The following is a 23775-nucleotide window of genomic DNA, read 5'->3' on the forward strand; positions in this document are numbered from 1 at the left end:
GGGCTCCTCGGGTGCTTCGGGTGGATCGGGTCGTGGTCGTGCTGCTGCTGCGGCGGGTGTTTGCTCGTCAGTTCGCGAACTGCTTGCTGACGGCGGTCGCGACGGTCCGGAAGGAGGTGTCGTCGGCGGTGCCGGACAGGACGACGGTGCCCTGGTCGAACGTCGACACGAGCGAGTACGCCTGGTTGCCCGCGTCGTCGCCCTCGGCCCGGCGGTCGTACACGGTCCACTTCGTCCCGGCGATCGTGCGGGTGCCCGTGGCGGCGTGCTGGTCGAGCTGGTTCGACACCCAGGTCGCGTTCGCGTCGATGCCCTGCTGCAGGCCGATGTACTGCTTGTCCGGCGTGAGCAGGCCGACGGTCCAGACGCTCACCCCGTCGGACGTCTTGTCCTGGTAGTCGGCACGGTTGGACGAGAAGTCCCCCGGCAACGCGGGCGCGGCGAGCGTGACGCCCGGCACCTGGGCCTGCGAGGCCACCTGGCGGTAGTCGACCGTCCGGTCGCCGATCGTGGTGTCCGGACGCACGACGACCGCGACGAGGAACAGCACGATGCCGAGCGACGCGATGAGTGCGAGCACGAGGTTGAACGCGGTCTGGTGCTGCCGCCGGGCGGTGCGGGCGGCGTCCTTGCGCGCCCAGGTCTCCTCCGGTGTCTCGGGGCGGCCCAGCTCGGCGACGATCGGGCGGCCGTCGGCGTCGGTCATCGCGCTGCGCCGTCCTCGGACGCGGCGCGTGCGGCGTCGAGCCGGGCCCGCGCGCCGACGAGCCACTCTTCGCACCGGGCGGCCAGGGACTCGCCCCGTTCCCAGAGGGACAGCGAGCGTTCGAGCGTGGCCGATCCCTGTTCGAGCTCGGCGACGACGCGCACGAGTTCGTCGCGCGCCGCTTCGTAGCTCAGCGACCGGACGTCGGGCTGCTCGGGTTCCTGCTGGGATGACACCCCTCGATCCTACCGAGCGCCCACCGACGTGCCGCCCGCGGGGGCGAACCCGTGGACAACTCCCGGCCGCGTAGGGTCTGGGGGCATGACGGACCTCCCCGACGGTGCGACCTGGTACCCGGCCCCGACCGCCCCGGACCCCGCGGACGCGCGACCCGACGTCGCCCTCGTCCTGCCCGGCGGCGGGTACCACGGCCACGCCGCCCACGAGGGGGAGGGCTACGCCCGGTGGCTCAACACGATCGGCATCTCCGCCGTGGTCTTCGCGTACCCGGTCGCCCCGCACCGGCACCCCGACGCCGTGGTGGCGACCAGGACGCTCCTGCGGGACCTGCGCGCCGGACGGTACCCGGGCCTCCCGTCCGCTCCACGCGTCCTGCTGGTCGGCTCGTCCGCGGGTGGCCACCTCGCTGCCCTCGTCTCGAACGCGCCGACGCCCGACGAACGCGCCGTGTCGGACGTGGACGACCGACCCGACCTCGCGCTGCTCTGCTACCCGGTGGTCTCGATGACCGACCACCAGCACCGGGGGAGCGCGGACAACCTGCTCGGCACGGGTGCGACGGTGTGGGCGCTGGGGGCGCTGGACACGGAGCTCATGGTCGACGGCGCGACCCCGCCGACGTTCCTCTGGCACACCGCCGAGGACCCGGCCGTCCACGTCACGCACTCGCTGCGCTACGGGCAGGCACTCGCGCGCCGGGCGGTGCCGTTCGAACTGCACGTCTTCGAGCGTGGCGCGCACGGGATCGGGCTCGCCGAGGGCACCGGGACCGCTGCCGCGTGGCCGGGCGTCGCCGAGGCCTGGCTGCGCGACCGCGGGTGGTGAGCCCTCGCCGCCGCGACGCCCGCCGCGACGTCGGCCGGGGTCAGGCGCCGTCCGGACCGGGACCGTCCGGCTCGAGCGTCCCGGTGGCGGTGCCCGCGCCGAGCGTCACGTGCACGGGCGTCGCACCGCTGAGGTCCTCCGAGCCCCGCACCACGCCGCCGTCGGCTGTCTGCACGATCGCGTAGCCGCGCCGCAGGGTGTCCCGCGGCGACAGCGCCCGGAGCCGGGCGGTGAGGTGCCCGACCTCGGAGTGGGAGCGTTCGAGCCGACGGTCGAGGAGTTCACGGGCACGGGAGAGGTCGCGCGCCACCTCTTCCGCGCGGGTGTCGACGAGCCAGGCGGTGGACGCCAGGGCGGGGCGGGAGCGCAGGGCCGCGATCCGGTCCGCCTCGACCGAGAGGGTGTGCGACAACCGGAGCCCGAGTCGTGCCCGCGCCTGCCGGACGTTGGCGAGTTCCTCGGCGACGTCGGGGACCACGCGCTTGGCCGCGTCGGTCGGGGTGGAGGCGCGGAGGTCGGCGACCTCGTCGAGGATCGGCCGGTCGGCCTCGTGCCCGATCGCCGAGACGATCGGGGTGCTCGCAGCGGCCGCGGCACGGACGAGTCCCTCGTCGCTGAAGCCGAGCAGGTTCTGGAAGTCGCCGCCGCCGCGGGCCACGATGATGACGTCGACGGTCGGGTCGGCGTCGAGCTCGAGGATCGCCGCGGTGACCTCGCTCACGGCGCGCTCGCCCTGCACGGCCGTGTGGACCGTCCGGAACTCGACCTGCGGCCACCGGAGCTGGGCGTTGCGCTTGACGTCCTTCTCGGCGTCGGAGTCCTTGCCGGTGATCAGCCCGATCCGGTGCGGCAGGAAGGGCAGGCGCTTCTTCCGGGACGGGTCGAACAACCCTTCCGCGGCGAGGGTGCGGCGCAGGCGTTCGAGGCGCTCGAGCAGGTCGCCGAGTCCGACGTGCTTCATCTCGACGACCTGCATCGTCAGCGAGCCGCCCTTGACCCAGTAGTTCGGCTTGACGGCCGCGACGACCCGGTCGCCCTGCTTGATGTCCGCGGGGACCCGGGAGCGCACGCTCGACCAGATCGAGAACGACACCGTGGCGTCGACGTCGACGTCCTTGAGCTTGCCGTAGACGTTGCCGCCCGCGACGTTCCACTGGGTGATCTCGCCCTCGACCCAGGCGGTGCCGAGCCGGTCGATCCAGTCGCGGAGCTTCGCGCCGAGCAGCGCGACGGGCCACGGGTCGTCAGCCGTCGGGGGACCCTGTTCGATCGCCAATGTCGTTCCTTCCACGCGGGACGTCCATGCTGCCCGAGACCGGTGACAGCGCGCTCCGGACGGGTTGTCCACAGGTCCGTGCGCGCTCAGCCCGCGCGCGTCCCGCTCACCTATCATCGGGGACGTGACGATCACCAACGGCCACACGGTCCCGCTCGCCCCGCCGCGGGTCCTCGCGGCGCGCGGCCGCCTGCGGGACGAACCGGTCGCCGGCACGAAGAAGGTCCTGCTCGCCGCCCCCCGCGGGTACTGCGCGGGCGTCGACCGCGCCGTCGTCGCGGTCGAGAAGGCGCTCGAGCAGTACGGCGAGCCCGTGTACGTGCGCAAGCAGATCGTCCACAACGTCCACGTCGTGTCGACGCTCGAGCAGCGCGGAGCGGTCTTCGTCGACGACGTCGCCGAGGTCCCGCGCGGTTCGCACGTGGTCTTCAGCGCACACGGCGTCTCACCGGCCGTGGTGGCGGGCGCCGCCGACCGCGACCTGCACGCCATCGACGCCACGTGCCCGCTCGTCACGAAGGTCCACAGGGAGGCGACGCGCTTCGCGAAGGCCGACCGCACCATCATCCTCATCGGGCACGCCGGCCACGAAGAGGTCGAGGGCACCATGGGCCACGCACCCGACCGCACGATCCTGGTCAACGGGCCGGACGACGTCGCCGCGCTCGAGGTCCCCGACCCCGAGAACCTCGTCTGGCTCTCGCAGACCACGCTGAGCGTCGACGAGACGATGGAGACCGTCCGGCTCCTGCGCGAGAAGTTCCCCGCGATCGAGGACCCGCCCTCCGACGACATCTGCTACGCCACCCAGAACCGCCAGGTCGCGATCAAGAAGGTCGCCCCCGGAGCCGACCTCGTGATCGTGGTCGGCTCGGCGAACTCCTCGAACAGCGTCCGCCTGGTCGAGGTCGCGCTGGAGCACGGCGCGAAGGCAGCACACCGCGTCGACTACGCCGCCGAGATCCAACAGGACTGGCTCACCGGAGTCGGCACCGTCGGCGTCACGAGCGGCGCCAGCGTGCCGGAAGAGCTCGTCACCGAGGTCCTCGACCAGCTCGCGGACGCCGGCTACGCCACGGTGGAAGAGGTCGTCACGGCGCACGAGGACCTCATGTTCTCGCTGCCGAAGGAACTCCGCACGGACGCGTCGGGCAACCCCACGCGCGCACTCGGCGGGCGTCGCCGGTGAGCGGGGGCACGGACGGCTGGTCCGCGGTGCCCGCCCGCGAGCCGGGTCAGGTCGTCGATCCCTCCCTCGGCCAGGAGGCGCGGCGCACCCCCGCCCCGTCGGCCGACGGTGACGCGCACGGTCGCGTCCACGGCCGTCCGGCACCGCAGTACGGCGAGTACGCGCCCGACGGTTGGGTGAACCCGGTGCTCGTCGAACAGGAGCGCCTCGAGCACGAAGAGCGCTCCCGAGCCGCCGGCGAACGCGAGACCCGCGACCACCCCGCTCGCGACCGCGATCCCCGTGCCGGCGCCCAGCGGCCCGGACCTGCGACCGACGGCGGGACGGCTCGCCCGACACCCCTCGCCGGACGCTTCGGCCGCACCCCGCTCGACTTCGTCCTGACGGTCGGGCTGCTCGTGATCGGGCTCTGGTCGGTCGTCGAGTCCCTCGCCGTCGGCACGACCGCCTCGACGATCCGGACCCTCGTCGAGCGCCAGTACACCGAGCTGTCCGACCCGGCGGCGCTGTCGACCGCCGTGCTCGTGCGGGCGGTCGTGCTCGTCGTGGTGTTCGTGCTCGTGGCCTGGTGGTCGATTCGACGGCTCCGTGCCCGGCGCTGGACGTTCTGGGTCCCGCTCGTGGGCGGTGTCGTCGCGTCGGTGCTCGGCATCGTGCCGGTGATGGTCGTGCTCTTCCAGGACCCGGCGTTCACGGCGTACGTGCAGCGGATGGCCGCCGGCGGCTGACCCGCCCGCCGGGACTGCGCCGGGCGTGCGGGCCCGCGACTGCGCGGCCCGACGACGACTGCGCGTGGTGCACCGTGCGCAGTCGTCGTCGGGGCGTGGACTTCCGCGGGCCAGGCGACGCCGGGCGCTCCTGCGTCAGCCGGCCAGGAACGCGGCGACGGCGCCGTGCAGGGACGCGAGGTCGTCGACGTGCACGAGCTCGCGGATCGAGTGCATCGACAGGAGCCCGACGCCGATGTCGATCGTCGGGATCCCGAGCCGGGTCGCCGCGATCGGGCCGATGGTCGAGCCGCCCGGGATCGTGTTCACGTTGACGAACGGCTGCCACGGCACGCCCGCGGCGGCACACGCGGTGGCCCAGACGGCCTCGCCCTTCGCCTCGGTCATGTAGCGCTGGTTCGCGCTGATCTTCAGGAGCGGGCCCGCTCCCGGACGCGGACGGTTCGTGGGGTCGTGCTTCTCCGGCTGGTTCGGGTGCACGAGGTGCCCGGCGTCGCTCGACAGCAGCCACGAGGCACGGAACGCCCGCGCGGCTTCGGAACGGGTGGCGCCGAGGCCCTCCTGCACGCGACCGAGGACGTCCTCGAGGAAGGGGCCGCCGGCACCGGACGGCGTCGAGGACCCGATCTCCTCGTGGTCGAACGCCGCGAACACGGGGATGTGGTCGCCGTCGGCCGGGGCCTCGGCGATGCCGCGGAGTCCGGCGTGCACGCTCGTCAGGTTGTCCATCCGGCCCGAGGCGAGGAACTCGCGGTCGATGCCCATCCGGGCCGGCGCCTGGGTGTCGGCGAGGAAGAGGTCCCACGACACGGCACCGTCGCCGAGCCGGGCGCGCAGCCACGACACCACGTCCGTCCCGCCCGCGTCGCCGTCGACCCCGACGATCGGCAGGGTGTGCCGCTGGCGGTCGATCTCCTTGCCGTCGTTCACGCCGCGGTCGAGGTGGATCGCGAGGTTCGGGATGCGGGCGACGGCGTCGGTGGACACCAGGCGGACCGTCCCGTCCGCGTCGACGACCCGGCCGGCGATGCGGAGGTCGCGGTCGAACCACGTGGAGAGGAGCGCGCCGCCGTAGACCTCGACGTTCAGCTGCTCCCAGCCGCCGGTGCGCACGCCGGGGTTCGGCTTGATGCGGAACCCGGGGGAGTCGGTGTGGGCGCCGAGGATCCGGAACGGGGTGGTCGGGGTGGCCCCGGACGGCAGACGCCAGGCGATGACGGCACCGTCACGGACCACCACGTACGCGCCGGGCATCGTCGGCCAGGCGCCGAGCTCGTCGAGCTCCTCGAACCCCGCGGCGACGAGGCGGTCCCGGGCGGCCGCTGCCGCGTGGAACGCGGTGGGGGACTCGGTGACGAACTGGGCGAAGTCGGAGGCGATGGCGTCGGCGGTCACCCGACCATCGTGGCACGGCGGTGGAGGTCACCGGACGCAGAACGGGGCGCGTCCGTCGGACGCGCCCCGTTCCTCCAGGCCGTTGCTCGGGGTGTCAGCCCTTGGTGTGGCCGGCGGAGCCGAGCACCTTCGCGGCCTCGCCGACGCGAGCCGCCATGGCGGTCTCGGCGACCTTGCCCCAGGCGCGCGGGTCGTACTGCTTCTTGTTGCCGACCTCGCCGTCGATCTTCAGGACGCCCTCGTAGTTCCGGAACATCGAGTCGGCGATCGAGCGCGTGAACGCGTACTGCGTGTCCGTGTCGATGTTCATCTTGATGACGCCGTTGCGGACGGCCTCGTGGATCTCGTCGTCGGTCGACCCGGAGCCACCGTGGAAGACGAGGTCGAGGGGGTTCTCGCCGGTGCCGTGCTTGGCCGCGACCGAGGCCTGGATCTCGCCGAGGAGCTCGGGGCGGAGCTTGACGTTGCCCGGCTTGTAGACACCGTGCACGTTGCCGAAGGTGAGCGCGGCGATCCAGCGGCCCTTGTCGCCCAGGCCGAGTGCGTCGACCACCTTCTCGACGTCGTTCGGGGTCGTGTACAGGGCGTCGTTCGTGCCCTCGTGCTCGACGCCGTCCTCTTCGCCGCCGACGACGCCGATCTCGACCTCGAGGATCGCGTTGATGTTCCGCGTCTTCTCGATCATGGTCTTGGCGATCTCGATGTTCTCGTCGAGCGGCACGGCCGAGCCGTCCCACATGTGCGACTGGAAGATCGGGTTGCGGCCGGCGCGGACCTCTTCCTCGCTCGCTGCGATGAGCGGCAGGACGAAGCCGTCGAGGGCGTCCTTCGGGCAGTGGTCGGTGTGCAGCGCGACGGTGATGTCGTAGTTCTTCGCGACCTCGTGGGCGAACTTCGCCATCGCGAGGGCACCGGCTGCGCGGTTCTTGACGGTGTGGCCGGCGAAGTAGTCGGCGCCACCCGTGGTCACCTGGAGGATGCCGTCCGAGCCCGCCTCGGCGAGGCCCTGGAGGACCGCGTTGATCGTCTGTGACGACGACACGTTGACGGCGGGGTACGCGAACTTGCCGGCCTTCGCTCGTTCGATCATCTCGGCGTACTGTTCCGGCGTTGCGATGGGCACGTGGATCTCCTTCGACTTCGGTGGTGTCCTCGCCGATCGTAGTCAGCCGGACTGGAGGCGCGGTGCGGGTTACGCGGTCGGCCCGCGCCCGGCGTGCACATGCGTCCACAGGCCCGTTGTCCGGACCGTCGGTCGGCTGCCGGTCGGTAGGCTGGCGGTCGTGACTCCCACGACGGAAACCGGCTCCCTGTTCCTCCAGCCCGACCGCAACCTGGCGCTCGAGCTCGTGCGTGCGACGGAGGCCGCGGCGATCCGTGCGCAGCCGTGGGTCGGGCGTGGTGAGAAGAACCTCGCGGACGGTGCCGCCGTCGACGCGATGCGGAAGTTCCTCGGCACGGTGAACTTCGACGGCGTGGTCGTCATCGGCGAGGGCGAGAAGGACAACGCCCCGATGCTCTACAACGGCGAGCACGTCGGCAACGGGCACGGCCCGGCCTGCGACATCGCGGTGGATCCCATCGACGGCACCTCGCTGACCGCCGCGGGTCGCCAGAACGCCATCTCGGTGATGGCCGTCTCGGACCGCGGCTCGATGTACGACCCGTCCGCCGTGTTCTACATGGACAAGATCGCCGCCGGCCCCGAGGGTCGCGGCGTCCTCGACCTCGAGAAGCCCATCGGTGACAACATCCGTGCGCTCGCGAAGGCGAAGGGCAAGGACCTCGAGGACATGCAGATCGCCGTCCTCGACCGTCCCCGCCACGACGAACTCATCCGTGCGATCCGTGCGACCGGTGCCGGCACCCGGCTGCTGCTCGACGGTGACGTCGCCGGTGGCATCGCGGCGGCGCTGCCCGGATCGACGATCGACATGTGCGTCGGTGTCGGCGGCACCCCGGAGGGCATCATCACCGCGTGCGCGATCAAGGCGCTCGGCGGTGTGATCCTCGGCAAGCTCCAGCCGAAGGACGACGAGGAGCGCGAGAAGGCGATCGCCGCCGGACACGACCTCGACAAGGTCCTCGACCAGGACGACCTGGTCACGGGCGACAACACGTTCTTCGTCGCCACCGGTGTCACCGACGGTGTGCTCGTGGACGGTGTCCGCCGGTCGCGCGGCGTCATCCACACGGACTCGCTCGTGCTGCGGTCCCGCTCGAACACGATCCGTCGCATCCAGGCGGACCACCGCGCCGAGAAGTGGTTCTGATCCGCTGACGCGGCGGCGCGGCCGGCGCTGCGCGGCGGCGCGGCGCACATCGCGTTCGCACAACCGAAGTCCGTCCGAACCACGTTCCCGCGTGGTTCGGACGGACTTTCGTTGTGCGGGGCCCGGGGCGGGGCGGGGCGGGGCGGCGCCAGCGCGGCGGAGCGCGCGCTCAGTCGTCGTCGAGGGCGCCGACGAGCTCCGGCGCGGTGAGCAGCCGCGGCTCGTCGGTGATCGTCGCCGGGTCCGCGATGACCTTCGACTCGTCGAGGAGTGACAGCCGCCGGGCACTCGGCAGGACCTGGCGTTCGAGCGACCCCACGAACCGGTTGTAGTCGACCACGGAGCCCCGGATCGACCGCCCGAGCTTGTCGACGTGTCCGGCCATGGTGGACAGGCGGCCGTAGAGCTCGCGGGAGACCCGGAAGAGCTCGTGCGCCTCTTGGGAGACGACGTCCTGCTGCCACGAGAACGCCACGGTCTTGAGCACCGACCACAGCGTCACCGGCGACGCGAGTGCGATGCGCTTGCGGAACGCGTGGTCGAGCAGCCCGGGGTCGGCGGCGAGGGCGCTCGAGATGAGCGACTCCGAGGGGATGAACGCCACGGTGAGCTCGGGTGACGCGTCGTAGCCGGTCCAGTACTCCCGCGCGGCGAGGGCGTCGACGTGCGCCCGCAGTGCCTTGACGTGCTGCCCGATGAGCGCATCGCGCCGGGCCCCCTCGGCGCCGGTCGCGGTCGCCGGGATCTCGGCAGCCTGCAGGTAGGCGCTGAACGGGACCTTGGCGTCGACGGCGATGGTCTTGCCACCCGGCAGGTGCACGACCATGTCGGGGCGGGCGGTGCCGGCGGTCGTGGTGACGGAGGACTGCACGTCGAAGTCGACGCGCTCGAGGAGCCCCGCGGCCTCGACCACGTTGCGCAGCTGGGTCTCGCCCCAGACGCCGCGCGTGCTGTTCGACGACAGGGCGCTGGCCAGCGTGTCGGCGGTGGCGCGCAGGCGTTCCTCGGACTCGGCAGCGGAGCGCAGCTGAGCCGAGAGGGCACCGTACTGCTCGCTGCGGGACTGTTCGAGCTCGGCGATCTTGGCGCGCATGACGTCGAGCGTCTGGGCGACGGGGCTGAGCGCGGAGAGCACCTTCGACTCGCCCTGGGTCCGGGCGGCGTCGGCGCCGTGCATGCGCTGGACGAGGTGCTCGAGTTCGGCGGCCCGGCGTTCGAGCGAGTCGACCTGCCGCCGGTACTGCGCGTCCTGCGCGTCGAGCCGTTCCTCGGCGTCGCGACGGACCTCGTCGAGGCGCGACCGGAGCGCCTCGGCGCTGGCGCGGGAGGTGGCGGCGTCCACGCCGGCGCGGGACCGCGCGAGCGACCAGGCGACGACCGCACCGACGGCGACGCCGATCACGAGACCGATGACCAGGGCGAGGATCTGCATGTCGCGACCTTGGCAGGACCCACCGACACCGCGCCTCCTGGGCCGCCCGAATCCATGTCATGACATTAGGGCAAACAAGGTGTACAGTCGTGATCGTCCGCCGATGAAGCCGCACGGAAGGTCCCCCGCGTCGCATGACGAACCCAGCTCCCCACGCGTACGACGTGATCACGATGGGACGTGTGAGCGTCGACATCTACCCGCAGCAGACGGGGCCGCTCGAAGACGTCTCGACGTTCTCGAAGTCCGTCGGCGGCAGCGCCACGAACGTCGCGATCGCAGCAGCCCGGCACGGAGCCGACGCGGCGGTCATCACCCGCACGGGCAACGATCCGTTCGGCCGCTACATCGCCAGGACCCTGCCGGAGTTCGGTGTCGCGAACGCCTTCGTCGAGACGGTCGAGGGGCTGAACACCCCCGTCGCGTTCTGCGAGATCTTCCCGCCGGACGACTTCCCGCTGTACTTCTACCGGGCGCCCAAGGCCCCGGACCTCATGATCACGGCGAAGTCCCTGCCGCTGCACGAGATCGAGCGGGCGAAGATCTTCTGGACGACGGCCACCGGCCTCAGCGAGGAGCCGAGCCGCCAGGCTCACCAGGTGGCGTACGAAGCGCGCAGTGCCGCCGCGTCCCCGACCGCCCGGCACACCGTGCTCGACCTCGACTACCGGTCCATGTTCTGGTCGTCGCCCGAGGCCGCGACGCGCGAGGTCGCCGTCGCCCTCGAACACGCGACCGTGGCCGTCGGCAACCGCGAGGAGTGCGAGGTCGCCGTCGGTGAGACCGACCCCGTCCGCGCCGCCGACGCCCTGCTCGAGCGCGGGGTCGAGATCGCCATCGTCAAGCAGGGGCCGAAGGGCGTCCTCGCCAAGACCCGCGACGAGTTCGTCGAGTTCCGCCCGCACCACATCGACGTCGTCAACGGCCTCGGGTCGGGCGACGGCTTCGGCGGAGCGCTCACCCACGGACTGCTGCAGGGCTGGGGGCTCGAGCGGATCCTCGCGTTCTGCAACGCCGCCGGCGCGATCGTCGCGACCCGGTTCGAGTGCTCGACCGCGATGCCGACGAGCGACGAGATCGAGCAGTTCCTGCAGGACAACCCCACGGAGGAGGCCGTCAATGCCTGAGATCAGCACCGCCGACTTCGCGCGGCTGCGGGACGTCCGCGCCGGGCAGCCCGAGCTCGTGCGGGCCGCGCTCGACGCCCGACGCAAGCGCTCCCTGCTCGCCGACGACGGCAAGCTCTTCATCGTGGCCGCAGACCACCCGGCACGCGGAGCCCTGGCCGTCCGGAACGACGAGTCCGCCATGGCCGACCGGTACGACCTGCTCGAGCGGCTCGTCACGGCGCTCGGACGCCCCGGGGTGGACGGGGTGCTCGGCACGCCGGACATCCTCGAGGACCTCGCACTCCTGGGGGCCCTCGACGACAAGGTCGTCGTGGGGTCGATGAACCGCGGTGGCCTCCGGGGCGCGACGTTCGAGATGGACGACCGCTACACGGCGTACTCGGCGCAGGCCATCAAGGACTCGGGGCTGGACTTCGCCAAGCTCCTGGTGCGCATCGCCCTGGAGGACTCGGGCACCGCCCCGACCCTCGAGGCCACGGCCCGGGCGGTCAGCGAGGCGGCCGCGCTCCGGCTGCCGATCATGCTCGAACCGTTCATGTCGGCGTGGCAGGACGGCCGGGTGGTCAACGACCTGACCGCCGACGCCGTGATCACCTCGATGGCGATCGCCGCGGGACTGGGGGAGTCGAGCGCGTACAGCTGGCTCAAGATCCCGGTCGTGGACGACATGGAGCGGGTGATGGCCGCGACGACGCTGCCGACCCTGCTGCTCGGCGGGGACCCGTCGACCCGCCCGCTCGAGACCTACGCCAAGTGGGCCGACGCACTGGCACTCCCCGGGGTGCGCGGCCTGGTCGTCGGCCGCACGCTGCTCTACCCGCCGGACGGCGACGTCGCCGCAGCCGTGGACGTGGCCGCCGGGCTCGTCCACACCCAGGAGGCCCGTGCCGGGTTCTCCACAGAATCCCACGACCCAGCCGCTCGGCTCGCGGGCGCCACCACCATGGACTCGTCCATCCCGGAAGGAAGCAACGCATGACCACCACCGAGACCGCCACCACGACCATCGGGCACTGGATCGACGGGGCACGCGTCGCGTCGACCTCCGGCAACACGGCCCCGGTGTACGACCCGGCGCTCGGGGTCGCGACGAAGCAGGTCGCCCTCGCGAACGAGGAGGAGATCCAGGCGGCGATCGCGAGCGCGAAAGCGGCGTTCCCGGCGTGGAGCAACCTGTCGCTGTCGAAGCGCCAGCAGATCCTGTTCTCCTTCCGCGAGGTCCTCAACCGCGACAAGGCGGAGCTCGCCGAGATCATCACGAGCGAGCACGGCAAGGTCATCGACGACGCCCTCGGCGAGATCGCCCGCGGGCAAGAGGTCGTCGAGCTGGCGACGAACATCCCGAGCCTGCTCAAGGGTGAGTTCAGCGACCAGGTGTCGACCGGCATCGACGTGTACTCGATCCGTCAGCCGCTCGGTGTCGTCGGAATCATCAGCCCGTTCAACTTCCCCGCCATGGTGCCGCTGTGGTTCCTGCCGATCGCGATCGCCGCGGGCAACACCGTCGTGCTGAAGCCGAGCGAGAAGGACCCGAGCGCCGCGATCTGGCTCGCCGAGAAGTTCAAGGAGGCCGGACTGCCCGACGGTGTCTTCACCGTCCTGAACGGCGACAAGCTGAGCGTCGACGGGCTCCTCACCAGCCCCGACGTCGAGTCGATCTCCTTCGTCGGGTCCACCCCGATCGCGCAGTACGTCTACGAGACGGGCACGAAGCACGGCAAGCGCGTGCAGGCCCTCGGCGGCGCGAAGAACCACATGCTCGTCCTGCCGGACGCGGACCTCGACCTCGTCGCGGACAACGCCATCAACGCGGGCTTCGGCTCCGCCGGTGAGCGCTGCATGGCGATCTCGGTCGTCGTCGCCGTCGAGCCGGTGGCCGACGAGCTCATCGAGAAGATCACGGAGCGCGCGGCGACCCTGCGCATCGGCGACGGTCGTCGCGGGTGCGACATGGGCCCGCTCGTCACGAAGCAGCACCGTGACAAGGTCGCCTCGTACATCGAGGTCGCAGAGCAGGACGGTGCGGTGGTTGTGGTGGACGGCCGCACCGTCCGACCCGACGGCGACGAGAACGGCTTCTGGCTGGGCCCGACGCTCATCGACCGGGTCCCCACCACGAGCCGCGTCTACACCGAGGAGATCTTCGGCCCGGTACTCAGCGTCGTCCGCGTCGCCTCCTACGAGGAGGGCCTCGAGCTCATCAACAGCGGGGCGTACGGCAACGGCACCGCCATCTTCACCAACGACGGCGGCGCTGCCCGTCGCTTCCAGCGCGACGTGCAGGTCGGCATGATCGGCATCAACGTGCCGATCCCCGTCCCGGTCGCGTACTACTCGTTCGGTGGCTGGAAGAACTCGCTGTTCGGCGACCACAAGGCGTACGGCGCCGACGGCGTGAGCTTCTTCACCCGCCAGAAGGCGATCACGAGCCGCTGGCTCGACCCGTCGCACGGCGGCATCAACCTCGGCTTCCCGTCGAACGGCTGAGCGCTCGTGACGACCGACAACTGGTTCAACCCCGCCGGCTCCCGCCCCGAGGCGGGCTGGACGGACGTGATCGACGGCCGTGTCGCGGGGTGGGCGTACACCGGTCTGCGGACCGGCGCGCTGACCGACGGGGGCGAGCTGTGCCTCCAGGCCGACGCCGTGGAGCGCATCGTCGTGCCGCTCGCCGGATCGGTCCACGTCACGTACGCGGGCGCCGCCGGGAACGGCGACCAGGCCCTCGACGGGCGTTCGAGCGTGTTCGACGGACCGACCGACGTCCTGTACCTCGGTTCGGGAACGGAGGCGCGGATCACCGGCACCGGTCGGCTCGCGGTCGCCGAGGCACCCACCGACACCGTCAAGCCGACGACGTACGTGGCCCGGCAGGACGTGCCGGTCGAGCTCCGCGGTGCCGGACAGTCCAGCCGGCAGGTGCACAACTTCGGCACCCCGGCGGCGCTCGACGCGGACAAGTTCATCGTGTGCGAGGTGATCACGCCGGCCGGCAACTGGTCGTCGTACCCGCCGCACAAGCACGACACGTCCGTGCCCGGCGAGGAGTCGAACCTCGAGGAGATCTACTACTACGAGTCCGCCGTCGCGCGCGGTGTCTCCGCACCGACCACCGCCGACCCGTTCGCACTGCACCGGACCTACGCGTCCGACGACCGCGCGATCGACGAGTTCCGGCAGGTGCGGACCGGCGACATCGCCCTCGTGCCGTACGGCTGGCACGGTCCCGCCGTCGCGGCGCCGGGCTACGACATGTACTACCTCAACGTGATGGCCGGGCCCGACCCGGAACGCGTCTGGAACATCACCGACGACCCGGCGCACGGCTGGGTCCGCCAGGTGTGGGAATCCGAGTCGATCGACCCGCGCCTGCCCTACGAAAGGAAGCTCGCGTGACCACCAACACGCGGAGGATGACCGTCGGCCAGGCACTCGTCGAGTTCCTGGCCAACCAGTGGACCGTCGACGGTGACGTCCGCGAACGCACCATCCCGGGGATCTTCGGCATCTTCGGGCACGGCAACGTCGCCGGCGTCGGCCAGGCCATCAAGCAGCTCCACGTCGAGCAGCCCGGCCTGCTGCCGTACCACCAGGCCCGCAATGAGCAGGCGATGGTGCACGAGGCCGTCGGCTTCGCCCGCATGCACCGCCGCCGTGCCACCTTCGCCGCGACGGCGTCGGTCGGCCCGGGTGCCGCGAACATGCTCACCGCCGCGGCGCTCGCGACGACCAACCGGCTGCCCGCACTGCTGCTGCCGTCGGACACCTTCGCCACGCGCACGACCGACCCGGTGCTCCAGCAGATCGAGCTGCCGCACGACACCTCGCTGCAGGTGACCGACGCGTTCCGTCCGCTGTCCCGGTACTTCGACCGCGTCGAGCGTCCGGAGCAGCTGTTCTCGATCGCGCTCGCGGCGATGCGGGTGCTCACCGACCCGGCCGAGACCGGCGCCGTGACCATCGCCCTGCCCGAGGACGTCCAGGCCGAGCAGCTCGACGTCCCCGTCGCCTTCCTGCAGCCGCGCGAGTGGCACATCCGCCGGCCGCTGCCCGAGCACGGGCCGCTGGCGCGTGCGGTCGAGGCCATCCGGTCGGCGAAGCGTCCGATCATCGTCGCCGGCGGTGGCGTGCTGTACTCCGGTGCGGAGCAGGAACTCGCGGCGTTCGTCGAGGCCACCGGCATCCCGGTCGGCACGTCGCAGGCCGGCGGCGGGTCGCTCGTCTGGGACCACCCGCAGTACCTCGGCGGCATCGGCGCGACCGGTACCGCCGCGGCGAACGCGATCGCCGCGCAGGCCGACGTCGTCATCGGGATCGGCACGCGGTACAGCGACTTCACGACGGCCTCCCGGACGGCGTTCCAGGACCCGGACGTCACGTTCGTCAACGTCAACGTCGCCGCGTTCGACGCCTACAAGCACGGGTCGCAGTTGCCGATCGTCGCGGATGCGCGCGAGACGCTCGTCGCGCTCGCCGAGCACCTCGCCGCGTTCTCGGTGGACGCCGGGTACGCGGCCGAGATCGCGCAGCGGAAGCACGAGTGGGACGCCGTGGTCGACCAGGCCTTCGCACCGTCCGGCCTGGCCGTGCCCGGTCAGTCCGAGATCATCGGCGCGGTGCAGTCCGCCACCGATCCGCGCGACGTCGTCATCCAGGCGGCCGGATCGCTGCCGGGCGACCTGCACAAGCTCTGGCGGGTGCGGGACGCCCTCGGCTACCACGTCGAGTACGCGTTCTCGTGCATGGGCTACGAGATCGCCGGGGGCATCGGCGTCCGCCGTGCCGCGCCGGACCGCGACGCGATCGTCATGGTCGGCGACGGCAGCTACCTCATGCTGCACACCGAGCTCGTCACGGCCGTGGCCGAGGGCATCAAGATCGTGGTCGTCCTCATCCAGAACAACGGGTACGCGTCCATCGGGCACCTGTCCGAGACGGTCGGGTCCGAGCGGTACGGCACGAAGTACCGCTACCTCGACGAGACCGGCTCGTTCGAGGGCGACGACGTGCTGCCCGTCGACCTCGCCGCCAACGCCCGCTCGTACGGCGTCGACGTCATCGAGGTGCAGCCCGGGCCGAACGCGATCGAGGACCTCACGTCCGCGGTGCGTCAGGCGAAGGCGAACGACCACACCACGCTCGTGCACGTCCACTCGGACCCGCTCGTCTACGCCCCCGAGGGTGACGGCTGGTGGGACGTCCCGGTCGCCCAGACCTCCACGCTGCCGAGCACCCAGCAGGCCCGCGCCGCGTACGAGCAGCAGGTCGCCGCGCAGCGTCCCCTGCTCGGCTGAACACCTTCCACCACACGCAGAAAGCAGACGACGACGTCATGACCGACACCGCCACCGCCACCGACGCCATCCGGATCGGCACCGCCCCCGACTCGTGGGGCGTCTGGTTCCCCGACGACCCGAAGCAGGTCCCGTGGCAGCGCTTCCTCGACGAGGCGACCGCGGCCGGCTACAAGTGGATCGAGCTCGGGCCGTACGGGTACCTGCCCACCGACCCCTCGCAGCTGCGCGACGAACTGGAGTCCCGCGGGCTCCAGCTGTCAGCCGGCACCGTCTTCACCGGGTTCCACAAGGGCGACGACCAGTTCCAACGCGCGTGGGACCAGGCCGTCAAGGTCGCCGGTCTCGCCGCAGCGCTCGGCGCCGAGCACCTCGTGACCATCCCGGACCTCTGGCGCTCGGACGCCACGGAAGAGGTGCTCGAGTCGCGCACGCTGACGGACGAGCAGTGGGAGCGCCTCGGCAAGGGCCACGACCAGCTCGGCAAGGCGCTGCTCGAGGAGTTCGGCGTGCACCAGCAGTTCCACACGCACGCGGACAGCCACGTCGGCACCTACACGGAGACCGTGCGCTTCCTGTCCGAGACGGACCCGGCCTACACGAACCTCTGCCTCGACACCGGTCACTTCGCGTACTACGGCGGCGACAACCTGAAGCTCATCGCCGAGCACCCCGAGCGCGTCGGCTACCTGCACCTCAAGCAGGTCGACACCGACCTGCTCCCCGACGTCCTGAAGAACGACGTCCCGTTCGCCACCGCGGTGGCGCAGGGGATCATGACCGAGCCGCCGCACGGCACGCCGGAGCTCGCGCCCATCATCGAGGCCGTCGCGAAGATCAACCCGGACATCTTCGGCATCGTCGAGCAGGACATGTACGGCTGCTCCGTCGACGCTCCCGGCCCGATCGCCGAGCGCACGTTCCAGCACATCTTCGGCTCGACCGCCGCCGCCCGCGCCCTCTGACACCCCAGGAGAACCCAGCATGAGCACCACCGAGAACCTCCGCGTCGCCGTCGTCGGAGCGGGCGCGATGGGCAGCGACCACGTGCGTCGCATCACGTCGACCATCGCCGGCGCCGACGTCGTCGCGATCGTCGACCCCGACACCGCCCGGGCCACCGCGGCCGCGGCGAAGGCCCCGGGTGCGATCACCGCGTCGTCGTTCGAGGACGCACTCGAGGCCACCCCGATCGACGCCGTCATCGTCGCGACCCCGGGCTTCCTGCACGAGCCCGTCCTCGTGCCCGCGATCGAGCGTGGCCTCTCCGTCCTCTGCGAGAAGCCGCTCACCACGTCGGCCGCGGACTCCCTGCGGATCGTCGAGCTCGAGCAGGCGACGTCCGAGCGCCCGAAGATCCAGGTCGGCTTCATGCGCCGGTTCGACAAGGGCTACCAGGAGCTCCGTGCGCTGCGGGAGTCCGGCTCGAACGGTGCCCTGCTCGCGCTGCACCACGCGCACCGCAACCCGACGACCCCGCCGAACTTCAGCGAGTCGATGCTGATCCACGACTCGGTGATCCACGAGATCGACATCATCCCGTTCATCACGGGGGAGCCGATCGTCGCCGTCGAGGTGAAGAAGCCGCGCAAGAACTCCCTCGCACCGGCCGACCTGCCCGAGCCGCAGTTCGTCCTGTTCACCACCGAGTCGGGCACGATGGCGATCGTCGAGATCAACGTGAACGCCCAGTTCGGCTACCAGGTCACGACCGACGCGGTGTTCGAGTCGGGTGTCGCCTACATCGGCCGCGAGACCTCGCTGAACCTCGTGTCGCAGGGCGTGTCCGGCCAGGGCGTCACCCCGTCGTTCGTGGAGCGCTTCGGCGCCGCCTACGACGAGGAGGTCCAGCGCTGGGTCGACGCCGCCAAGACCGGCGGCATCGACGGGCCGAGCGCCTGGGACGGCTACACGGCGTCCGTCGTCGCCGAGGTGGCCGTGCGTGCGCAGCAGACCGGTGCGCTGGAGCAGGTCGCCTACGCCACCGCGAAGCCGGCGTTCTACGAGACGGCCTGATCGATGCCGAAGATCGCACTCGACCCGACGCCGTTCCACCACGACCTGTCGCTGCTGGAGTTCCCGCAGAAGGTCGCGGACCTCGGCTACGAGTACCTGCAGCTCACCCCGCACCAGGACTTCATCCCCTTCTACCGACACCCGAAGGCCGACGACGACCTCGTCGATGCGTTCGCGGCCGCGTGCCGGAAGGCCGGGGTCGAGGTCGCGTCCGTCCTGCCGGTCCTCCGGTGGTCCGGGCCCGACCGTGACGCCCGCGAGGCCGCGGTGACGAAGTGGAAGCGGGTCATCGAGATCACGAAGCGCCTCGGCGTCGACACGATCAACACCGAGTTCTCCGGCCGCCCCGAACTCCCCGAGGAGTCCGAGGACGCCTTCTACCGCTCGATGGAGGAGCTCCTGCCGATCATCGAGGACGCCGGACTCCGCGTGCTCATCGACCCGCACCCGGACGACTTCGTCGAGGACGGCCTCGAGGCCCTCCGGGTCATCCGCGGCCTCAACTCGAAGCACGTCGGGTTCGTCTACGTCGCCTGCCACACCTTCCACTACGGCGGCAACATGGACGAGATCATCGACGCCGCGGGCGACTCGCTGCAGCTGATCCACGTCGCCGACGCCTACGACCACCGACGGTCGCACGGCCTCCGCTACATCACGAACCCGCCGGGCAACCCCGTGCGCGTGCACCAGCACCTCCCCGTCGGGCAGGCGGACGTCGACTTCGACGCCTTCTGGGCCGCCCTCGACCGAGTCGGCTTCACGGCGCGCGAGGACACCGTCGCGGTGTCGAGCGTCTTCGCCGAGGACGAGAACGCCGACGAGGTCTCCCGCTTCCAGCTCGACACGATCACGAAGGGACTGAACCGATGACGACCACCGTCGAGACCCCGACGCCCACCGGCACCGACGCCCGACCCGTCACGCTGCAGGCCGCGTCGCAGACCGTGACCGCCCTGTGGAACGACTCCGCGGATCCGCGCGAGCTGTCCACCGCGATCCACGAGTACGGCGCCGTCGGGGCGACCTGCAACCCGGTGATCGCGTACACCTGCATCCAGCAGGACCCCGACACGTGGGTCCCGCGCATCCGCGAGATCGCCGCCGAGCACCCGACCGCGGGGGAGTCCTGGATCGGCTGGAAGGCCGTCGAGGAGCTCTCGATCGCCGCGGCCGCGCAGCTGTTGCCCGCCTTCGAGGCGTCGGGTGGCCGCAACGGACGGCTGAGCATGCAGACCGACCCGCGTCTCCACCGCGACCAGGACGCCCTCGTCGAACAGGCCGTGCGGTTCTCGCAGCTCGCGCCGAACATCATCGTGAAGATCCCCGCCACCAAGGTCGGCATCGCCGCGATCGAGGAGGCCGCGTACCGCGGTGTCTCGATCAACGCGACCGTGTCGTTCACCGTGCCGCAGGTCGTCGCCGTGGGCGAGGCCATCGAGCGCGCCCTCGACCGCCGTGCCGCCGAGGGTCTGCCCGAGCAGGAGTTCGGCCACGTCGTCACGCTGATGGCCGGCCGCTTCGACGACTGGTTGAAGACCGTCGTCAAGCGCGACCACGTGATGGTCGACCCCGGCATCCTCGAGTGGGCCGGTGTCGCTGCGGTGAAGCACGCGTACCGGGTCTTCCAGGAGCGCGGCTTCCGGTCGCGCGTGCTCGTCGCGGCCTTCCGGAACGCGATGCAGTGGTCGGAGTTCCAGGGCGGTGACCTCGTCGTGTCGCCGCCGTTCCAGTGGTCGAAGGACATCAACGACAACGCGTTCCCGTTCCGTCCGGACGCCATCCACGACGAGGTCCCCGCGCACGTCATCGACGCGCTGCGTGCGGCCACGCCGGAGTTCGCCCGGGGCTACGACGTCGACGGCATGACGATCGACGAGTTCGACCGCTTCGGCGCCACGGTGACCACGCTGCGCCAGTTCCTCGACGCCGACGCGAAGCTCGACGCCCTGGTCCGCGACATCATCGTGCCGGCAGCATGAGCGCAGCCGCGTCCGCCGACGTCGCCACCATCGGTGTCGGCCTCATCTCGGTCGGCTGGATGGGCCGGTTGCACTCCCGTGCCTACCGCGCCCTGCCCGACCACTTCCCGGAGCTCGGCGTGCACCCCCGGCTCGTCGTCGCCGCCGACCCGATCGAGGCCGCGCGCGACCAAGCGGTGACCCGCCTGGGCTACGAGCGGGCCGTCGCCGACTACCACGAGGTCCTCGCCGACCCCGAGGTCGACGTCGTCTCGATCTGCTCGCCGAACTTCCTGCACCGCGAGATGGCGGTCGCCGCTGCCGAGGCGGGGAAGCCGTTCTGGATCGAGAAGCCGATGGGCCGGTACGCCAGCGACTCCCGACAGATCCACGAGGCCGTGCAGCGCGCCGGTGTCATCACGAGCGTCGGCTTCAACTACCGGCACGCCCCGGCGATCGAACGGGCGCGCGAACTCGTCCGCAGCGGGCGCCTCGGCCGGATCACGAACGTCCGCGGGTCGCTCCTCGCCGACTACTCGTCCGACCCCGCGGCGCCGCTGACCTGGCGCTTCGAGCGGGAGCGTGCCGGCTCGGGCGTCCTCGGCGACCTGCTCTCGCACGGGCTCGACCTGGCGCAGTACGTCGTCGGCCGGATCTCGTCCGTGACGGCGCTCGCGGAGACCTTCATCGTCGACCGCCCACTCCCCGGCGCTGGCATCGTCGACCGCAGCGCCGCCGCGACGGGGGAGCGAAAGCCGGTCGAGAACGAGGACTACGCGGCCCTGCTCTTCCGCTTCGAGGACGGCGCCGTCGGCACGATGGACTCCAGCCGCGTCATGCGGGGGCCGCACGCCGAGTACACGCTCGAGGTGTACGGCACGAAGGGCTCGGTGCGGTGGGACTTCCAGCGCCTCAACGAGCTCGAGGTCTACCTCGACGGGCAAGAGGTCGACGGGTACGCCACCCACTACGTGGCCGCGGGGGACGGCGAGTTCGCCCGCTTCCAGCCGGGCGCCGGCACCGCCATGGGGTACGACGACCTGAAGACCGTCGAGGCCGCGCAGTTCATCGCGAGCGTCCGGCGCGGGGAGCAGCTCGCGCCGTCGGTCGCCGACGGCCTGGCGGCTGCGTCGATCGTGGAAGCGGCGGAGGCGTCGCTCGCCGACGGGGCGTGGCACGAGGTGGCGCGCGTCGACGGACCGCTCACCTACGCGGCGGCGACCCCCGTGCTCTAGACGCACGACCCGACGGACGGGAGGCGCGGTGCCAGCTGGCACCGCGCCTCCCGTCTGCTCTGTCCCGCGGTCGCAATCCATGTTAGTTTGTCAGGACAAAGTATCGACCTGCAGGAGGCACCATGCCGCTCGTCCGTATCGACCTCACCACCGGCCGCACGCCCGAGGCCGTGCGTGCCGTCGCCGACGCGATCCACACCGCCATCGTCGACGTGTACGGCATCCCCGCACGCGACCGGTTCCAGATCGTCACCGAGCACCCGGCGCAGCAGATCATCGCCGAGGACGCCGGACTCGGGTTCGAGCGCACCGACGGGGTCGTGATGATCCAGGTCTTCACGCAGCGCGGGCGCGACCAGGCCGCGAAGCAGGAGCTCTACCGCGCGATCCACGACGGCCTTGCCGGGGTCGGTGTCGCGTCCGAGGACGTCTTCATCGGGTACGTCGAGAACGGGCCGGAGGACTGGTCCTTCGGCTTCGGCCGGGCGCAGTACGTGACGGGCGAACTCGGGGTCCCCTCGTTCGCCTGAGCGGGCCGCCTACTTGTCGACGAGCGTGACCTCGAACGAGTAGCGGTCCGGGCGGTAGCAGTGCACGCCGTACTCGACCGCGCGGCCCGAGGCGTCGTACGCGGTGCGGCTCATCGTGAGCACCGGGTCGCCGTCCTCGATCTCGAGCAGACCGGCCTCCTCGTCGGTGACCGCGCGGGCGCCGATGCGCTGCTTCGCGACCCGCATGGTCACGCCGCGGCCTCGCAGGAGCTGGTACAGGCCGTGGGTCTGCAGGTCGCCGTCGGTGATCTCGAGGAACTCCGGCGGCAGGTAGTTCTCGAGGATCGCCATCGGGACGTCCTCGGCGAAGCGCACGCGACGGATGTGGGCGACCGTGGTGCCCGGTGCGATGCCGAGCGCCTCGGCGACGGCGTCCGGGGCGGGCACGTCGTTGCGTTCGAGGAGCTTCGTCGCCGGCGCCTGCGACCCCTGTGCGAGGTCGTCGTAGAGGCTGGTCAGCTCGACCTTGCGGGTCACCGGGCCGTGCACGACCTGGGTGCCGATCCCGCGCCGGCGCACGAGCAGGCCCTTGTCGACGAGGTCCTGGATCGCCCGGCGGATCGTCGGCCGGGACAGCCCGAGCCGCTCGCCGAGGGCGATCTCGTTCTCGAGGCGGGCACCCGGGGGCATCGCGCCGGAGCGGATCGACTCCTCGATGCGCGAGGCGACCTGGAAGTACAGGGGCATCGGACCCGACCGGTCCAGGTCCATGAACAGGTCGGACGGCAGCTGGCCTTCGTTGGTCATCGCGGTCCTTCAGCAGTAGGGATTGTCGTGACAATACCACCGGGCCCGCGGCGGACCGGCCAGCGCGCCGCCGTCAGTCGGCGAAGATCATCGGGCGGTTCGACAGCCGGGGCTGCGCAGCCGTCCGCGGCTTCTCCGCTCGGGCCCGCACCGGAGCGATGGCGACCCGGACGGCCGCGCCGAGCGCCTCGACCGTGTCCGTCCCGTGGTGCCCGGCCGCGTGCACGACGATCGCCGCGCACGCCTCGGCATCGGCGGCCGCGTCGTGGTGCTGGAAGCCCTCGTACCCGGCGGCCCGTGCCGCCATCGGCAGGCGGTAGGAGTCGAGCGTGTAGGTCTTGCGGGCGACCTGCAGCGAGCACAGCGAGTGGTGTTCCGCGAGGTCGATCCCCGTCGCCGAGCACCCACCGGCGATCACGCCCATGTCGAAGCGGGCGTTGTGCGCCACGAGCACGTCCCCGTCGGCGAACGCCACGATGTCCGGGTACTGCTGCTCCCACGACTTCGCCCCGACGACGTCCGACGCGACGATGCCGTGGATGCGGGTGTTCCACTCGAGGAAGGCGTCGTGCCCGAGCGGCGGCCGGATGAACCACGACGCCCGCTCGACGACCCTGCCCGCACGGACCTTGACGAGTCCGACCGAGCAGGCGCTGGCGGGCGAGCTGTTCGCGGTCTCGAAGTCGATCGCGGTGAAGTTCAACGGCACGGTCCCGATCGTCGCACGCGGCGCCGACATCGCCGCAGAGCCCCTCGGCGTTGCGGCCGGGCCGGCCG

Annotated in this window: 23 protein-coding genes; 15 read left to right on the plus strand and 8 right to left on the minus strand. The window is 71.4% G+C overall.

Annotation, left to right across the window (positions count from 1 at the left end; translation table 11 throughout):
• Positions 1-67: 67 nt before the first annotated feature.
• Both JSX79_RS03300 and JSX79_RS03305 read right to left on the minus strand, forming a co-directional pair.
• Positions 68-706, minus strand: a complete 639-nt coding sequence (locus JSX79_RS03300) for a DUF4245 domain-containing protein (protein ID WP_229085153.1) — start codon at positions 704-706, stop codon at positions 68-70.
• Positions 703-942, minus strand: a complete 240-nt coding sequence (locus JSX79_RS03305; protein WP_229085154.1) for an exodeoxyribonuclease VII small subunit — start codon at positions 940-942, stop codon at positions 703-705. The genes JSX79_RS03300 and JSX79_RS03305 overlap by 4 nt, the downstream gene beginning before the upstream one ends.
• Positions 943-1027: 85 nt before the next feature.
• On the opposite strand from JSX79_RS03305, the gene JSX79_RS03310 reads away from it, so the two are divergent.
• Positions 1028-1771, plus strand: a complete 744-nt coding sequence (locus tag JSX79_RS03310) for an alpha/beta hydrolase (RefSeq protein WP_229085155.1) — start codon at positions 1028-1030, stop codon at positions 1769-1771.
• Between the two features lie 40 nt (positions 1772-1811).
• Here JSX79_RS03310 and xseA read toward each other — a convergent pair whose 3' ends face one another.
• Positions 1812-3047, minus strand: coding sequence for an exodeoxyribonuclease VII large subunit (xseA, locus tag JSX79_RS03315; RefSeq protein ID WP_071294511.1), 1236 nt, complete (start codon positions 3045-3047; stop codon positions 1812-1814).
• A gap of 124 nt (positions 3048-3171) precedes the next feature.
• Here xseA and JSX79_RS03320 point away from each other — a divergent pair, with 124 nt between their 5' ends.
• Both JSX79_RS03320 and JSX79_RS03325 read left to right on the plus strand, forming a co-directional pair.
• Entirely contained in the window at positions 3172-4236 is a 1065-nt protein-coding gene (locus JSX79_RS03320) for a 4-hydroxy-3-methylbut-2-enyl diphosphate reductase (RefSeq protein WP_083295030.1), read from the plus strand.
• On the plus strand, positions 4233-4964 hold the full coding sequence (locus JSX79_RS03325; protein WP_229085157.1) for a DUF6264 family protein: 732 nt from the start codon (positions 4233-4235) through the stop codon (positions 4962-4964). Before JSX79_RS03320 ends, JSX79_RS03325 begins: the two co-directional genes overlap by 4 nt.
• 135 nt (positions 4965-5099) lie before the next feature.
• On the opposite strand, the gene JSX79_RS03330 is transcribed toward JSX79_RS03325, so the two are convergent.
• Both JSX79_RS03330 and fbaA read right to left on the minus strand, forming a co-directional pair.
• On the minus strand, positions 5100-6359 hold the full coding sequence (locus JSX79_RS03330) for a M18 family aminopeptidase (protein ID WP_229085158.1): 1260 nt from the start codon (positions 6357-6359) through the stop codon (positions 5100-5102).
• A gap of 94 nt (positions 6360-6453) precedes the next feature.
• Entirely contained in the window at positions 6454-7482 is a 1029-nt protein-coding gene (gene fbaA, locus JSX79_RS03335) for a class II fructose-bisphosphate aldolase (protein WP_070416752.1), read from the minus strand.
• 160 nt (positions 7483-7642) lie between these two features.
• On the opposite strand from fbaA, the gene glpX reads away from it, so the two are divergent.
• Positions 7643-8632: a class II fructose-bisphosphatase gene (gene glpX / locus JSX79_RS03340; RefSeq protein ID WP_079238384.1), complete on the plus strand. Its 990-nt coding sequence runs from the start codon at positions 7643-7645 to the stop codon at positions 8630-8632.
• A gap of 169 nt (positions 8633-8801) precedes the next feature.
• Here the strand turns inward: glpX and rmuC are convergent, their stop codons facing one another.
• Positions 8802-10064 (minus strand): DNA recombination protein RmuC, encoded by a 1263-nt coding sequence (gene rmuC, locus JSX79_RS03345; protein ID WP_229085159.1) that lies wholly within the window; start codon positions 10062-10064, stop codon positions 8802-8804.
• 173 nt (positions 10065-10237) lie between these two features.
• Between rmuC and iolC the strand changes: the two genes are divergently transcribed.
• The 11 genes from iolC (at position 10238) to JSX79_RS03400 (ending at position 22230) form a co-directional block, all read left to right on the plus strand.
• A complete protein-coding gene (gene iolC / locus JSX79_RS03350) occupies positions 10238-11191 on the plus strand; it encodes a 5-dehydro-2-deoxygluconokinase (protein ID WP_374474798.1) in 954 nt (317 codons plus the stop codon).
• Entirely contained in the window at positions 11184-12173 is a 990-nt protein-coding gene (locus tag JSX79_RS03355; RefSeq protein WP_070416749.1) for a class I fructose-bisphosphate aldolase, read from the plus strand. Before iolC ends, JSX79_RS03355 begins: the two co-directional genes overlap by 8 nt.
• Positions 12170-13681, plus strand: a complete 1512-nt coding sequence (locus JSX79_RS03360) for a CoA-acylating methylmalonate-semialdehyde dehydrogenase (protein ID WP_070416748.1) — start codon at positions 12170-12172, stop codon at positions 13679-13681. Before JSX79_RS03355 ends, JSX79_RS03360 begins: the two co-directional genes overlap by 4 nt.
• Positions 13682-13687: 6 nt before the next feature.
• On the plus strand, positions 13688-14590 hold the full coding sequence (iolB, locus tag JSX79_RS03365) for a 5-deoxy-glucuronate isomerase (protein WP_229085161.1): 903 nt from the start codon (positions 13688-13690) through the stop codon (positions 14588-14590).
• 17 nt (positions 14591-14607) lie between these two features.
• Positions 14608-16488, plus strand: a complete 1881-nt coding sequence (gene iolD / locus JSX79_RS03370; protein ID WP_229085212.1) for a 3D-(3,5/4)-trihydroxycyclohexane-1,2-dione acylhydrolase (decyclizing) — start codon at positions 14608-14610, stop codon at positions 16486-16488.
• A gap of 38 nt (positions 16489-16526) precedes the next feature.
• On the plus strand, positions 16527-17453 hold the full coding sequence (locus JSX79_RS03375; RefSeq protein WP_071294519.1) for a sugar phosphate isomerase/epimerase: 927 nt from the start codon (positions 16527-16529) through the stop codon (positions 17451-17453).
• Positions 17454-17472: 19 nt separating this feature from the next.
• Entirely contained in the window at positions 17473-18504 is a 1032-nt protein-coding gene (locus tag JSX79_RS03380) for a Gfo/Idh/MocA family protein (protein ID WP_229085162.1), read from the plus strand.
• Positions 18505-18507: 3 nt separating this feature from the next.
• Positions 18508-19377 (plus strand): sugar phosphate isomerase/epimerase family protein, encoded by an 870-nt coding sequence (locus JSX79_RS03385; RefSeq protein ID WP_092384268.1) that lies wholly within the window; start codon positions 18508-18510, stop codon positions 19375-19377.
• Positions 19374-20486, plus strand: a complete 1113-nt coding sequence (locus JSX79_RS03390) for a transaldolase family protein (RefSeq protein ID WP_229085163.1) — start codon at positions 19374-19376, stop codon at positions 20484-20486. Before JSX79_RS03385 ends, JSX79_RS03390 begins: the two co-directional genes overlap by 4 nt.
• The gene (locus JSX79_RS03395; RefSeq protein WP_070416742.1) at positions 20483-21700 is read left to right on the plus strand and encodes a Gfo/Idh/MocA family protein; all 1218 of its coding nucleotides are present in this window, start codon (positions 20483-20485) and stop codon (positions 21698-21700) included. Before JSX79_RS03390 ends, JSX79_RS03395 begins: the two co-directional genes overlap by 4 nt.
• A gap of 122 nt (positions 21701-21822) precedes the next feature.
• Positions 21823-22230, plus strand: coding sequence for a tautomerase family protein (locus JSX79_RS03400; protein ID WP_229085164.1), 408 nt, complete (start codon positions 21823-21825; stop codon positions 22228-22230).
• 9 nt (positions 22231-22239) lie between these two features.
• Here JSX79_RS03400 and JSX79_RS03405 read toward each other — a convergent pair whose 3' ends face one another.
• Positions 22240-22998, minus strand: a complete 759-nt coding sequence (locus JSX79_RS03405) for a GntR family transcriptional regulator (RefSeq protein WP_229085165.1) — start codon at positions 22996-22998, stop codon at positions 22240-22242.
• A 73-nt stretch (positions 22999-23071) separates the two neighbouring features.
• Positions 23072-23707 (minus strand): exonuclease domain-containing protein, encoded by a 636-nt coding sequence (locus JSX79_RS03410; RefSeq protein ID WP_083295392.1) that lies wholly within the window; start codon positions 23705-23707, stop codon positions 23072-23074.
• Between the last annotated feature and the right edge of the window lie 68 nt (positions 23708-23775).

The organism is Curtobacterium sp. GD1 (genome assembly GCF_020882855.1).
Classification (GTDB): Bacteria; Actinomycetota; Actinomycetes; order Actinomycetales; family Microbacteriaceae; genus Curtobacterium.